We start from the raw sequence: 15,166 nt of genomic DNA on the forward strand, positions 1-15,166 counted from the left end.
TCCTAGGTCTCCCTGGAATACCCCACGCTAAGAATGGAAATCCTTATTCCTGCTAACTCTATGCCACAAGTGGTTGTAGTTGCACTGCTCTTAGCTCCATACAGAAAGAGGACCTCCTTTTTCGGAACTGCTAAATATTATTTCAGTAGTAATATAAGCAAATTAGAAAGCTTAAGGTCAATGAAATGGTTTTCATTATTTGGTTTTCAGCTGGTATTTATTACCTAAAATAATGCGATTTCTAGGTGGATAATATTTAAAAATCAGGAAGGAAAAAGGCTTATAGATCTACAATCATAAGCCTTTTATTTAAGGATAGGTTTTTTAAAGCATTTCCTTATTTTTTTCTCTTACCGCTAATTTTCAATAATATATCTATCTAGCTTCTCCGGCTCTGGATACAGTTACCCAATCTACAATATTAACATTATCAAGTACCACAGCAGTTTTGGCAATGTTAATGGAATATGTGTATTCTTTACCAGCTTCAAACTGTTCTCCTGCCTGTGCAGTCCAAACATAGGTGTCGGTTCCTATGGTAAAAGTAATTTTTAGATCCCCTGCTTGTGCGAAAGTTGCTGGTAATACAATCGATTCATATTTTGTTCCACCTACCGTTGTAAAAGGACTCACATTCATTTTAGTATTGCTATTATTCAACACACCAGTAGCAAGATCAAAATCAGCCTTGGTATTCAATCCTTGAATAGAAATAGCCATATTTTTCCAATTTAAACTATTATTATCCAATCCTGAGCCAGCATTTGTCAAGATAACTAATTTCGAAAGCTTGTGATCAAAATTCAAAGGAACATTGGATCCAGCGGTTTTATTGAATCCAGTTCCTGCATTGTTTGACTTTACCCATAGTAAATCAATAGCAGCAAGATTAGATTGTGAAGAAACATCTACAGCATAATTTCCTAAGGCAGTAATACTGCTATTATAAGGATAATAAGAAATAAAATCTACTTTCGAATCCGACACTGGATAGTATAATGCCTGTCCTGACGTAGGACTGAAAGTTGTTCCATTTGCAGTAACATATTCACGATTGTTGGATCCTTCACTAACTGTAGTGGTGCCATTGTCAATCATAAAAATCCCAATTTTATCCCCCACACTCCATGTTGTGGATGCTCCTGTCGTGATAGATGCTTTTTTAACTTTTGTATCAAAACTAATTGGCAACTGTGCTTCTGAATTTAAATTATCTTTAGCACATGACGCTAACATCAACAAAGCTATACTACTGATAGCTAATAATTGTTTTCTCATTTCTATAAATTCTTAATAATTATTATTTATTCATTAATAATCTTATTATTTTCAAAAAGCTATTCTGGATAAACAATTCGAAATCCCAAATTATAGGCTGTCCCCTTGGTATCCAACTCATTACGGAATTTAGAATTAGCAGACGTATAATTACCGTTGTATGGCCCTCCTCTACTTACAAAGTATCCTGTTCCCGAGGTACTTAAAGGGTCTACAATAGCTGATTCAGGATCGTTGGCTGTTGGGTATGCTCCATATGTATCTTGTGTAATTTCTAAAGCATTCCCATACATATCATACAATCCCCAAGGATTTGGAAGCAACTCACCCACATTTCTCTTTTGTGATGCCGAGGGGCTTATCCAAGCATATTGTTCTAGAAGGTTAACATTTTCACCAAAAAACCACGATGTATTTGTTCCTGCACGACATGCATATTCCCATTGTGCCTCTGTAGGAAGCTTAGCACCTTTCCACTCTGCGTATAACTTTGCACCATGCTGGAAGACATTAGTAACTGGATGATTCTCTCTTCCACTTTCAACAACCCAAGCATTATTTACCCATATAGGACTATTTATACGTTCCGAATAAAAAATGGGGTTATTCGTTTTGCCATCCATAATAAAATCACTTGAACTATATCTTACACCTGTTGCATTTAGAAATTCGGCAAATTGAGACATAGTGACTTCGTATCTTCCCATATAATATCCCTTTGTCAGACGGACCCAATGTTGAGGTTTTTCATTTGGTTTAGCATAAGGGTCTGAATCTGGAGCGCCCATTTGAAAAATTCCAGCTGGTATATATGCTACCTGATCCATATTTGATCTTGCCTCAATGCGCCTCACAACCCCTGATTGAAGAATTATTTTTTGCTGTAAATTAACAATAGACCATTGTTTACCCTGATTCATTTTTATAATTTTCGCCTTTGAAATCTCCTGTGCAGGCAAATAAGCTCTGTACGTAAAACTATTCTCATAATTAAGGTCTTCCTTTTGCTCAACTCTAAAAAGTTGAATTTGTTCAACTTGATTAGCATCAACTTTGAAACTTTGATTGGAAAGATTAAATTTTCCGCTGTAATTTCCATTAATTGATATTTTCAAATTATGATCAGGTCCATATCCTTTCCGTTGTTCTAAAGGAACTTCTACTTGAAACATCCCAAATAAATGAGCAAAATTTAATTCTAATATCTCTCCCTTAAGAACATTCATCTTCGTAGCATACATTACATCGCTCTCCTTAAAATCTTTTAATTGTTGCTGATTTAATTTGACGGCCATGTTCATATCCATAGGGTTCACATATGTTGCGTTATACGGATAATATGCGTAGAAATCCAACGCGGAGTAATTGGGATTCCAGTGGACCTCACTCTCCCATATGGTGCCATTATATGTAACTTTAGCATTCTGAATTACATTATTCGAAGATCCTAATGATTCACCGGAAGCTACAGCGAATATTCCGAAAGAATCACCTGCGGTAAAATTAGTTGTATAGTCATTCTTTGTCTTAGGCCTCGTCGTTGCTTTAATTTGTGTATCTGTTCTAACATTTACTTTAAATTGCAAATCACCTTTAGAATATCCTTTTTCAGTGATAGATAAGTCCATTTGTTTGGAGCAACTCACAAACAGGCAGTAAAGTGTTAAAAAGTATATGATCTTGATTTCTTTCATTTTATAAATAAAGACTGAATATTTCATATTTGTAACTTGGTCTTCTATTCTGGTATAATTATTCTAAACCCTATAACTTCAGACATTACTCCAATATTTTTATAAGATCGATAAGATGAGCGATAATTTTTAAAGTCAGTTCCAATACCACCTCTATATACCTTTTCCGTAGATCCGTTTATAGCTTGAACGGGATCTACAATAGCAGACTCTTTTGTGGCTGCAGCTTGATAAACGGAATAGTCATCCAAAACAAACTCAGCCATATTCCCATGCATATCATACAATCCCCAAGGGTTAGGAAGTTTGGTTCCAACATCCGTGCGTAAAGTGTTACCCTCAGAAATTATGACTTCATAGTTATCTAATAACGAATTATCATCTCCAAAATGCCAATTAGTTGTTGTACCAGCTCGGCAAGCATATTCCCACTGTGCTTCTGAGGGAAGGGTGCCTCCTGCCCATAATGCATATTCTAAAGCTCCTTGAAAGGTTACGAAATTTACAGGTTTATTGACTTGATCACTTTTTGCCTCCCATTTCCCATTAACCTTAACAGGAACATAGATATTCATTCCATTTCCTATATACATTAGACTCTGACCATACTTATTACGCAAAAAACTACCCGGTATTCCATCATAATTTTTAGAGTTTAAAAATTCAGCATACTCAGATACCGTTATTTCATATTTTGACATATAAAATCCCTTTGTCAGACGGACCCAATGTTGAGGTTTTTCATCTGAATTAGCATAAGGGTATGAATCTGGAGCGCCCATTTGAAAAATTCCTGGAGGGATGTATACATACTTATCCATAGAAGTACTTACTGGTACCTCATTATCTAACCATGATAGAATATTTGCTCGGGACACATAAACTTCTTTATTGATGATTTTGACCTGATATTCATAAACCTTGCCTTTTTCAAAATCTTCAGTATGATCCAAATTATATGTGTATTCAATGCCTTTATGGTTAAAAACGAATGATCTTCCGGCACTGCCTTCTTGAGGTATAATAATGGCTTCCCTAGCAGAACCAATATTGATGTCAGCCTTATTTATTGCTGGACCAAACGTTCCATTTCCTAAATCAAAATCTACTTCATTTGGCATCCCTTTGATTGAAATTAAAAACGAAGACTGATCCGTCTGGTCAAAACCCTGACCTAGAGTTAATACAAATCTAATCTTGCTTAATTGATGCTCAAAAGTAAGATCCACTGGAACACTACTTTTAGGGATTCTTTTTGCATTATTACTGTATAAAAGATCTATTGCAGTAGGATTAGTTTGTACACTAACATTAACAGGATAAATCTGCTGTACAGTTGAATGATATGGAGAATAAGCAATAAAATCAACATTCCCAGAATTAGGATAATATAAAGGAGATCCAGCATCTGAAAGATTAAAAGTCTCCTGACCTAAAGTCCCATTGTAAGTGAATCGTCTGTTTTTTTCGAATGCATTGAAAAGGTTATTAGAGCCTGAATTAAGCATAAATACTCCAAATCCTTCTCCGACAATCCATGATCTATCTACAGAAGCCTTTAATCCACGCACAGGATGAAATTGAATTTGTTCAATGCTCTCTAAAATATTAATATCTTCCTTACGGTTACAACCCTGAAAGAAGAATCCTGCAATTACAAAAAATAGAAACATTAAACAGCGATTATTAACAATTTGTTTAAAATAATCTATAGCACAAATACCTATTAATCTATTTTTCATATTACACAATTATAGATAGAGTCTTTTTTTTATTAAAATTCAATAGTTTGCTATCAAGCATAATATTTAAAAAAAAAGAACTATCGTTCCTTAAATCAATAATTTTATTATCCATTTATTTATTTATTAATCTTTTGTCGAAAGAAATATGTGGTTAAAACTTCAAAAATTGATTACACAAATTTAGAGAAAATAAAAATTAGAAATTTAAAATCAATAGAGGACAAAAGGTGGACAAATAACAAAAAAAGCGTTAAATATTGTTTAAATAGGGTGTTAAGGAACACTGGTTGGGGTGCATAGATCTAATCTTTAGGTTTAGATACCTGACGAATAAATTGGTGATCCTATTGGAATCCCGTACAATTTTTTTTGAATTAAAGAATGTATTCCATGGTTTTCTGTTTTTTTACACTATGGAAAAGAACACAATTGCTTAACAAATTGTTAACCTTAAATCAGCAGGAATTTATGTTGGCTTTCGCATACACGTTGTTGCTGTAGATAAAAAAATTGAAAATGTTAGGTCTTATGCTGGATACACTAGAGATCATCACGACGTGATAAAATATCTCCGCAGCCATGAGATTAATAGTGGCCATGGAAAGTACAGGTAGCTAATGGCAATCAATTTTAGTCCTCTACAGAGAGCAGAGTTTTAAGTGATTTTAATGTCGTCATGCAAGAATTGAAAACCTATTTTGATAATCAGCAGCATTTGATAAAACAGTTAGCCCTTTAAACATTAAAAATGCAAAAATCTCACCGAAAGATGAATGTAAGATTAGATGTCGCTTTGAGAGAAATACCTGTAAAATCCGGAAGACCATCATTGAGGCAATCTTGGCAGGACAGCGGAATCCATCACATCTATCATTATGAGTTGATATACATACTAAAAATAAAAAATAGCGAAATCATTAATTGGTACATGGAGCAAAGAGTTGATAATCCGAGCTTAAAGCTATAACCCTCCCGAAAAGCCTATTTAGAGCATTATCGTCACCTTAACAAAGCATTGACGAAATAATTGAAAAGCTTCTAGTTGAATATTCCCATGAGCGTAAAATATCAAAAGAACAGGAAATCTTATTTAGAAATTACAATAGGAAAAAAATAAAAATTCGCCAGCATTTAATATAGCAAGAATCTCTTAACAGTTTTTTAGAACGAATATTTTTTGCAATAAAAGGAGCGAGTCATAATACAGCCTTGCTCCTAATAATTAAACTCGGTGACGATATATAAATTTCCAACTGCAAAGAATTTTGGTTCATGGCTTAGACTCGTACCAAATAATAAAATTAATGGTGGACGAATATTAAGTAGTAAAGTCAAAAAAGGAAAAATATCATTGCTACTGCTTAAAGACATGTTGCAAACACAATTGGTAATCAAAAAAACCACGAACTATTACCATTTTTCAAAGGAATAGCCTTCAAAAAAGGCCGTGTTTCTGCTATTATGGTAACTGCAAGAAAGATTGCGATTATAATTTGGACCATGATTGTCCAAGCAGAACCATATTCATTTCAAAGAATTATGGATGATAAAGAAAAATTCAGAGAGAAAAAAATGAAGCATGTGCAGTGGAATATTCACAATCTAAATCTTAGTCAAGATGAACTGAACCAACTTATGCAACGTAGAAAAATTCATATTTTATAATTTGTTGTACAGAATTTCATTTCAATAAAATAAATTTTTAGATTAATTTGAAATAAATAATAAAGTACTACTGAAACATATATCAGTACATAAAGAAGATTAGTTTTTCTTCATTTGTAAATTTTTGAATGATTGTAAATCACATAATAGTCTAGAGGATTGTTTAACATATGATGAAATTCAAAAATATGAAATATTAAAAATTTAATTATTACCATTATTAATTAATAATTGCAGCCACAACGTATGTCTAACCAGCGAGTTACTCGGTGAGTTGGGAAACGGAGAGTTTATAAAATATTGATAACGAGATTGATGCTCATTAGGTTCGATTCCCATACGGGCTACTAAAAAAGCAACTCCAAAAGAGTTGCTTTTTTGCTTTATATATATCTTTCGTTTGTTATTAAATACGAAGAATATTATTTCCTATTTACCATTCAATAGATTGATCTTCATCTGGAATTTGAGTATTTAATTGACGTTCAAGAATTAAAGATCCATTTACACTATAATTTATTTTATAATTAGGTACCATTGTATAATCTGTAAATAAGTAATCGATATTATTAATTGTGATATATCGATGCAAGAGATACGGTCTGACCGCATCTTTCTGCTCTGTAACAGTATAGCTAGCATCCTTATTCAATTTAAAATTCAATTCAGGATTATCGGACCAAAAATTTACACTTCCCGATTCAAGAAATGTAGCATATATTTTGTAATTCCGTCGATCACTTCTTTCTTCATCAATATTACCTGCATAGAAAAATATTGTATTCTCATCTACTACATAACTTTTGATGTCGCTTTTTACAATTGGGGTTTCATTTTCATAACCTGCCATACTAATCTTTAATGCCGTTCCACTATAAGTCCCCGAATAATCATTGAAAGGGTTTATCCTTAGCAATGCTTTGCTATAGTGTTTACGAGGATGCGGTCGATATTTATTAGCCGGATCGTTCAGAATAGATAGTGGAAGAACCCATTTTTCTGCCATATCAATATCTTTCAATTTAAAATCAATCTTTAACAATCCTACATTTTTATCATTTTCAATATTAACGGTTGATGGAAACGAATAGTACGAGGGATTTAGCTCTCTAAAATAGAAATCTAGGCGATTTTGAAATCTTTCATAATTAAGTGTATTTAGGGTATCCGTATCTACGCCAATATAAACATCCCAAGAAGGATTAGTAAATGTGGAACCACTAACAACCAGAGGTTGCAAATATGTAGAACTTTCTTGCTCGCGATAACGAACATAAATATTTGTAATTCCTTCAGATTCCAATGGTGCTTTAAAAGAAATGTACTGTTCATACTGTTCCTCTTTCCATTCATCATTACACGAAGTGAATAGTAGAAATATGGAAAAAAGATACCAATGTATATATGACTTTTTCATAAGATTCATCATTTTAGTTAATCATTATAGGTCCATCCTGGATTCTGAGTTAATTTTTTATTACGCTTCAATTCGGTATGACTTATTGGCCAAAACCATAGCTTGTCTGAAAATGTAGTTTTCAAGGCCCAAACAGCGATCGGCTGATGAAATAAATCCCTTTCTTGGGAATTCATCAAGACATTGCAGCCATAGATTGGTAAGGCTTCCTCCACTGGAGCATCCAACCATCTTCTTAAATCAAAATAGCGCTGACCTTCTCCCATTAATTCAATAAACCTTTCGCGCTTAAGGGCATTTCTCAAATCATTTTTGCTGGTATAAATAGAAGGATTATAATCCGGTACACCGGCACGAATACGAACAGGATGTACTCCTTTCTTTATCTCATTTATATCACGACTTATCGTATAGACTTCCCCTTTCCAGGACGGAATACTAAAGGATCCATCAAGTTCATTAAGCGCCTCCGCATACATCAACAAAATATCTGCATAACGCATAGCAGGCTCTGCCTTCTTGACCACTTTACTTATATTGCCTCCTTCATACGAATCACTTTCATGTACATACTTTTTCACGCCGAATCCTGTGCGCAGCCAGTATGCATTGGAAGAGTTAAAACCATTCCCTCTACTATCGTCACGGTAATAAAAGACTTGTTGATTTCTATTTCTTTCTTGTGTTTCATTAAATAATGTCCAAAAACTACCGTTAAAAGCTACTGAAGCATAAAACCTCGGCTCTCTATTGGCATATTGTAGCGACACTCCCGCCCTTAAAGGTTTATAATTGCCTGCTTCATAATCCCCTTGGGTCACATATCCTGTTAAACGAGAAGAGCCATTTCCACGACCTATTTCTTGATCTTTACCAGGGGCATCGTTACCATCGTTCATATAATACGCATCGATCAGCTTTTGTGTAAGGCCATGCGTATTCCATCCAATTGCAGATCGTGGCAACTGGTGTATTACCATTGCATCTATACCTTCACCGAGCTGATTATTGCCGCGTGTAAAAATAAGCTCTGGATTTCCTGAAGCTTGCAATGTACCATCAAATACGTGCGAATATGATCTTTCGGGATCGATATCTGCCCATCCTACAGGCCAATTTCCTTTAGAGAAGTTATTGTCATCTGGAGGCACAATTGTGGCATTATTGCCCGTTGTCTGTCTTCCCGTGGTATACAATTTATATATGCCCAACTCCATTACATCGCGTGCTGCTGCTGCCGCCTTGGCCCATTTCTCTTCTTTATACTCTGGAGAGAGCAATCTATTTCCTTTGTCATCTACCAACATCGCTGCAAAAGGCATATTATTACCATTACTAATTGGGCTAGCGGCATACAACAGCGCTTTAGCACGTGTAGCAAGAGCTGCCCCTACGGTAGGTCTTGCGGAAGCATCTTGACCACGATTTAATCCCAAAGATGCCATTTCCTTAGCTGCCTGTAACATCTCATTAGCGATAAATTCTGCGCATTGTTCATAGCTACTTCTTGGTATAGCGAGATCATCATAGCTTAGTGTATAATCAATTCCCTCATCCGGCAATAAAGGAATAGGGCCATACTTCTTTAAGAGCAACCAATATAGATACGCTCTCCCAAAACGGGCTTGTCCTCTATAATCTGTTATTTCGTCAGCTGTCATTTCTTTATTCATATAAATATTATGAATAAAAGTGGAAGCATTTCTTATCCCTCTATAGGATTGGATCCAGGAAGCTTGTTTGTCCCCTTCTGTATATTGCCCCATCTTAAACATATTATAGGAAAGTTCATTCTTTGATGGATCATAATCTTTATCACGATCACCATAATACATATCATCAGAAAAATTAAACGGTGTATTTCCTTTACTGGCAACCTCTGCATTCTCACCTTTCAATTCATCAAAAACATGCGCCAACCATTCTTCCGAATAAACCTTACTTTCAAAAACTTTTTCTGTCGTCAGCCTATCTTTAAAATATTGACCTGATTCTAGATAGTCCTTTTTGCAGGATGATATAAAAATTCCCGTCCCTAGGACAAGCAGCAATACTATATATATCTTTTTCATTTCAATTATAGATTAACATTGATACCAAATGTGTAAGATTTTGCTAATGGATAATCTTCACCACGCGGACTCGCTAACTCAGGATCCCATAATTTGAATTTGGACCAGGTCAGCAGATTGGTTCCCACTACAAAAAGGCGGATATTATTTATTTTGATTCTACTCGTAAAACTCTGAGGTAAATTATAACCTATATCCAATGTTTTCAGGCGAATGTACTGCCCATTACGGAGCCAAAATGTAGATTCTCTAAAATTATTCGGATTATATCCAAAGCTTAAACGCGGATAAGAGGCATTTACATTTTCTGTAGAAGGATCACCTGATATTTCTGAAGAAATCCAGCGATTATCACCCATTACACCTTTCATTACCTGTCCCCACTCTCCTTCACTAAATGCATAAACTGTTTTACCATAGGTAGAGAATGTCGATTTTCCTGCTCCTTGAAAATGTACACTTAAGTCAAATCCTTTCCAACTAGCAGATGTACCAATTCCATATATTAAATTAGGCCTACGCGTGGCACCAATTGCGACACGATCGCCATCATCGATAATACCATCTCCATTAACATCTTTATACTTAATATCCCCGGGTTGGTATATACCAAACATTTGCTTAGGGCTATTCCGTATATCGTCATAATCCTCAAATAAACCCATAGCAATAAGCCCTTTAGCTTGATCTACTCTATATCCTTTATTATTTTGGTATCCATAGACATTATTCTCTTCATCTATTTCAGTTATTTCATTTTTACTATAAGTTATGTTACTCCTTGCGGACAAATTCAATTCACCTATTTTTTGGTGATATTCTAATCTTCCTTCGAAACCTCTAGATTTTACTGCACCAACGTTTGCTCTTGGAACACTCTGTAGCCCTACCGTAGCGGGCAAAAAGTTTCTAGACATATATATCCCTTCTCTCTTTTCATCAAAAAAATCAAAATTAGCATTGACTTTATTTTTGAATAAGGAAAGATCAATACCTAAATTCTGTTTTGTTGCCATTTCCCAAGTTACATAAGGAGAAGCCACTTGATTATAGGCCATTCCCCCATAATAGCGACTAGATCCAAAATCAGCCCATTCATAACCATTGCCTGGAAATCTATTAATACTATATAAGTAAGGGAAACGCTCGCCTCCCATCAGTTGGTCATTACCTACGCGTCCCCATGAATAACGGATCTTGAACATACCCATCCAATCAATTTTATCTTTCACAAAAGATTCTTCAGATATATTCCATGCAGTAGAAAACGCTGGAAAAAAACCATATTGCTGACCAGAAGCAAAGTTCTCTGAACCATTATATCCAAAGTTAAAATCAGCGAAATACTTATTGTTATAGTTATAAGTCGCTCGACCTGCTAAAGCTTGATTTCGTCTAGAAATACCATTCTTAATGTCATCTCCTAAATCCACTGTACGCACAAGTGCATCGCGTGTAAACCGGACAACAGCACCCAAATTATGTTTTCCAATATTTGTATTATAATTCAACATTAGGTCATAAAATTCCCTTCTATTTCCGCTGGCCCAGCTTTCTTGAAACATTTCCCGAGGAGGAGAAACATGACTAAAGACCAGATTCCCATTTTCATCTCTCGATCGTTCAGCGCGCCATTGCTCGGGCCATTTTAACCTTCTAATGGTATTACTATTGTTGGTGTCAAACCCAAAAATCCCTCTCAAACGTAGCCCTCTAGTGATAAAATCAAAATTTTGTTCCAAGACTACATTGGTCTGAATACTATTATTCCAGTTTTCGTTGAATCCTGTTTGTGTCGCCACTATCCAAGGATTTGTTTGGTTTCCAGCACCAATGGCGGGAACATAGCCATTGGAATATAAAACAGGAGTCCTAATCGGAGAATAGCCAAAAAGTACACCCCAAAAATCATTATCCCCAAGCCCAGGGCTATTTCGCTTATCCAATGATCCAGCAACCCCGACTTTCAATAAGGTAGTTTTGGTCACATCGATATCCGTATTAAGACGATAATTATATCTTTTAAAATTGGCGTTGGTATTGTAATCTTTACGTAGCGTTTCATCTGACTTATACATTCCACCCTCATCAATATAACTTCCAGATATAAAATAGCGTGCTGTAGAACCACCACCATTCATATTAAGGTTGGCACGATATGTCATTGCTCCATCTTTGAGCAGCAAATCTTGCCAATCTACATTTGGGTAAAGATCAGGATCAAGCCCTAATCGTAAAATCTCTAGCTCTTCGGGTTGATAAATTGGTTCATTATTACGTGTTATTCGTGCCTCATTCAATAAATTGGCATAAGTAGCTCCATCTTCAAAACGAGGGGTAATCGTTCGAGTATTATAGATAACTTCATCTTTTAAATTGATACTAATCTTTCCTTCTTTACCCCTTTTAGTGGTTATAAGAATTACACCATTAGCTCCTTTAGAACCATAAATCGCGGTAACAGCAGCATCTTTTAATACCGAAATAGATTCTATATCCTCAATATTGATATCATTGATATTACGCTCCATATTATCGACCAATACCAAAGCACTATTTCCACCTCCGAAAGTAGATATACCGCGTATCCAGAATTCAGATATATTTTTGCCCGGTTGTCCGGATTGCATCATAGCCATCACGCCGGGAACATTTCCGGCTAAAGCATTGGACAAACTAGAAGTAGGATTAGATTTAAGGTCATTTACATTTACCGTACTCACAGCACCTGTCAGCGTCAGCTTGGTCTGTGTTCCGGTTCCGGTGACCACAATTTCGTCCAATGCATTTAGCTCTGCTTCTTCCATTGTCACATTAATGATTTGGCTATTTTTTACTATAATATTTTGTCTTTTATAACCGACATGAGAAAAAACAAGTGTTTTATACTCTTCCACTTTGATTTTATAGGCCCCTTGATAATTCGTTGTAGTCCCAAATCCCGGGGAATCTTTTATGGAAATGCTAACCCCAACTAAAGGTTTTTTATTTTCATCGAGAACCAAACCAGTTACCTCGACTAATTCTTGGGCTAAAGCAGTAATAGCAAAGCCTAGAATCATCATACACATCATTACTATTTTATGCTTCATATCAATCCAGGTTAATTTCATCCATTTCTTCTAATGCTATCTTGCGAATCCTACGGTTTTCTTGGTCACCAATATAAAAAGCTCTTTCAAGCTCATTATAGGCAATGCCTGATGGACGATCAAAACGTGCCTCCTCTCGTAAATCACCATCGACATATCCATAAGGATTATTGTTAAGGCTAGAGCTTCCTCTACCTGCGAAAGTCGTAACACTTCCTTCTGGAGAAAGTTTACGTATAGCATGATTCAATTGGTCAGTAAAATAGAAATCATAAACATCAGCTTTCCCTTCTAGTATGTAGTTTTCATTTTTGACAAAAACTCCTTGATATGGATTTTGTAAACGCACAGATGATCCCACACCATCTTCATAGCCGCCACCACTCAGTCGCCCACATACAAGATAAGGTTGGTTGAAACGTTTCTTTTCCCAATTATAATCGACCCGGAGAATGTAATGTTGGTTAATCACATTTATATATGCATAGTTGCCAGTAGGATGAATAAATATTTTATATTCCCATTGAGGATCATGTACTACGAATAAGGTTTCGAATTCTTTATCGCCAAGGCCTGTTTCGAAATATTTAAGCAAATCAAACCGGAAGAATTGACCTTTTTCATAGCTATTGAAATATAACTCACCATTTATTGGGTGAATAGAAGCACCATTAGCCTGTTTATAACGGGTTAATATTTCCATATCTTGCCAATTTTTTTCTCTGGAAAGCCTATATACTGCTCTATCATTTTCACCGCCCCGGTCTTCTGCAATAATCATATATTCCTTATCAACTGTAAAGTCTACACTTCTAGGCCGATCAAAATCGGAACGCTTTTTGGTGACAGTACTATCTTCAAAATTGATCAAGTAAAGACCATTATTACCATCAAATGTCATCCATAAATGCTTCGGATTCGCTGGATCAAATTTCATAAATGAAGGATTCCAAAAACCACTAGCCATCTTATTTTGGTCTGGATCTTTAAACTTCCCATCACGCCAAGGTTCATCTCCTCTTGAATTGCGGTAGCCAATAATCGTGGAAACAACCATCTTTCGTTGATAGTCGAATGCTACAGCAGATTTTCCGACTACGACTTTATTATCCTCCGTTACTTGAACCTCAATCTCACCTCCAAAGGCTTGTCGTGGCACCAAGCAGTATAGGGAATTGCCTTTCGCACCTACAACCGTTGCCTTTTTACCGCCAATCAAAACGGTCAACTTCTTCGGATCATTTCCAAAATTCTCTCCATAAATCACTAAACGCTGACCCATTCCTCCTTCCTTGGGTAAAAAAGAAGAAACAACAACAGGCTTTGCGGCGTCAAAAGGCAATGCTTCTTCCTGTGATGAGGACTCCTTTTCACAAGCAGTCAGTAACACAAAACCCAGCACAACAATTACCCAGAGAATCCTACTCCGAGTTGAATTATTGATTTTTTTAACTTGTTTTATAATCATAATTTAAAATTGGTTATCAATAATTTTAAAAAAACTACTACTTGCATTGCACCTTATCTTTAAGCATATATTTTACTAGCACCAAGCGCATAATTACTTTTACCAGTTAGAGACACTTCTATCTCTGGTATAATTTTCATCCCGAAGGGAAATTCAGTAGTATGCAAATCACCAACAGTTGCACATAATCTAGCGCAACCTGGACATCATTATTTACGTTTAGTAACTAAAAAGACACCTTAAAAAATCGTACAAAATAAAAAACCCATTAGGGAGAGGATCTGCAAAAAAGAATACTATTATCAATTGTGTATATATTCCATCAAATATTTACTCCTTCAAATCACGTCGCAAAAAAGGTGCGTACGTTTCATATCGCCATAAAAAAGGGCCTTAAGCCCACAAAAAACGGACAAAACACCAACTAATTCGATTTAGCAAAATAATGCCATACTGAACTAGCTATTGAATTATTTACGCTATAGAAGCAGCCGAAAATAAAGCTAATTCGATTTAGCTAAATAAAGCCAAGTCAAGAAAACTATAAAACATTTGTTTCTACAAAAATTTATAACAACGGATTATTTTGATAAGGTCTATATAATTCTCGAAGTTATAATTGGTTAATAAAATAAAGATAATTTATAAATTACTCATTTACAAGGAATAATTTAAAATAAAATAACATTGAGTTAAACACAAAATAATAGATTCTAAAAATTTCGAATTTCAAAT

8 protein-coding genes are annotated in these 15,166 nt (G+C 35.3%); 1 reads left to right on the forward strand and 7 read right to left on the reverse strand.

Features of this window, described 5'->3' with window-relative positions; translation table 11 throughout:
- Window positions 1-375 precede the first annotated feature (375 nt).
- The 3 genes from IP023_RS13975 to IP023_RS13985 all read right to left on the reverse strand — a co-directional run bounded on the left by IP023_RS13975 (window position 376) and on the right by IP023_RS13985 (window position 4,714).
- The gene (locus tag IP023_RS13975) at window positions 376-1,278 is read right to left on the reverse strand and encodes a fimbrillin family protein (RefSeq protein WP_241791016.1); all 903 of its coding nucleotides are present in this window, start codon (window positions 1,276-1,278) and stop codon (window positions 376-378) included.
- Window positions 1,279-1,337: 59 nt separating this feature from the next.
- Window positions 1,338-2,906: an SUMF1/EgtB/PvdO family nonheme iron enzyme gene (locus IP023_RS13980; RefSeq protein ID WP_241791017.1), complete on the reverse strand. Its 1,569-nt coding sequence runs from the start codon at window positions 2,904-2,906 to the stop codon at window positions 1,338-1,340.
- A 110-nt stretch (window positions 2,907-3,016) separates the two neighbouring features.
- Window positions 3,017-4,714, reverse strand: coding sequence for a fimbrillin family protein (locus IP023_RS13985; protein WP_241791018.1), 1,698 nt, complete (start codon window positions 4,712-4,714; stop codon window positions 3,017-3,019).
- A 751-nt stretch (window positions 4,715-5,465) separates the two neighbouring features.
- On the opposite strand from IP023_RS13985, the gene IP023_RS13990 reads away from it, so the two are divergent.
- Window positions 5,466-5,684, forward strand: coding sequence for a hypothetical protein (locus tag IP023_RS13990; RefSeq protein WP_241791019.1), 219 nt, complete (start codon window positions 5,466-5,468; stop codon window positions 5,682-5,684).
- Between the two features lie 1,131 nt (window positions 5,685-6,815).
- On the opposite strand, the gene IP023_RS13995 is transcribed toward IP023_RS13990, so the two are convergent.
- Genes IP023_RS13995 through IP023_RS14010 form a run of 4 tightly spaced genes read right to left on the reverse strand, consistent with a single transcriptional unit; the run spans window position 6,816 to window position 14,431 of the window.
- Window positions 6,816-7,799, reverse strand: coding sequence for a DUF4973 domain-containing protein (locus IP023_RS13995; RefSeq protein ID WP_241791020.1), 984 nt, complete (start codon window positions 7,797-7,799; stop codon window positions 6,816-6,818).
- Window positions 7,800-7,816: 17 nt separating this feature from the next.
- Window positions 7,817-9,871, reverse strand: a complete 2,055-nt coding sequence (locus IP023_RS14000; RefSeq protein WP_241791021.1) for a RagB/SusD family nutrient uptake outer membrane protein — start codon at window positions 9,869-9,871, stop codon at window positions 7,817-7,819.
- A gap of 5 nt (window positions 9,872-9,876) precedes the next feature.
- Window positions 9,877-12,963, reverse strand: coding sequence for a SusC/RagA family TonB-linked outer membrane protein (locus tag IP023_RS14005; RefSeq protein ID WP_241791022.1), 3,087 nt, complete (start codon window positions 12,961-12,963; stop codon window positions 9,877-9,879).
- Window position 12,964: 1 nt separating this feature from the next.
- A complete protein-coding gene (locus tag IP023_RS14010) occupies window positions 12,965-14,431 on the reverse strand; it encodes an IPT/TIG domain-containing protein (RefSeq protein ID WP_241791023.1) in 1,467 nt (488 codons plus the stop codon).
- Between the last annotated feature and the right edge of the window lie 735 nt (window positions 14,432-15,166).

This window comes from Sphingobacterium rhinopitheci (assembly GCF_022627575.1).
Classification (GTDB): Bacteria; Bacteroidota; Bacteroidia; order Sphingobacteriales; family Sphingobacteriaceae; genus Sphingobacterium; species Sphingobacterium rhinopitheci.

Excerpts from the sequence above, each read along its gene's own strand:
- IP023_RS13975 (WP_241791016.1), bottom strand. The coding sequence starts at position 1,278 with ATGAGAAAACAATTATTAGCTATCAGTAGTATAGCTTTGTTGATGTTA.
- IP023_RS13980 (WP_241791017.1), bottom strand. The coding sequence starts at position 2,906 with ATGGACTTATCTATCACTGAAAAAGGATATTCTAAAGGTGATTTGCAA.
- IP023_RS13985 (WP_241791018.1), bottom strand. The coding sequence starts at position 4,714 with ATGAAAAATAGATTAATAGGTATTTGTGCTATAGATTATTTTAAACAA.
- IP023_RS13990 (WP_241791019.1), top strand. The coding sequence starts at position 5,466 with ATGCAAAAATCTCACCGAAAGATGAATGTAAGATTAGATGTCGCTTTG.
- IP023_RS13995 (WP_241791020.1), bottom strand. The coding sequence starts at position 7,799 with ATGAAAAAGTCATATATACATTGGTATCTTTTTTCCATATTTCTACTA.
- IP023_RS14000 (WP_241791021.1), bottom strand. The coding sequence starts at position 9,871 with ATGAAAAAGATATATATAGTATTGCTGCTTGTCCTAGGGACGGGAATT.
- IP023_RS14005 (WP_241791022.1), bottom strand. The coding sequence starts at position 12,963 with ATGAAGCATAAAATAGTAATGATGTGTATGATGATTCTAGGCTTTGCT.
- IP023_RS14010 (WP_241791023.1), bottom strand. The coding sequence starts at position 14,431 with ATGATTATAAAACAAGTTAAAAAAATCAATAATTCAACTCGGAGTAGG.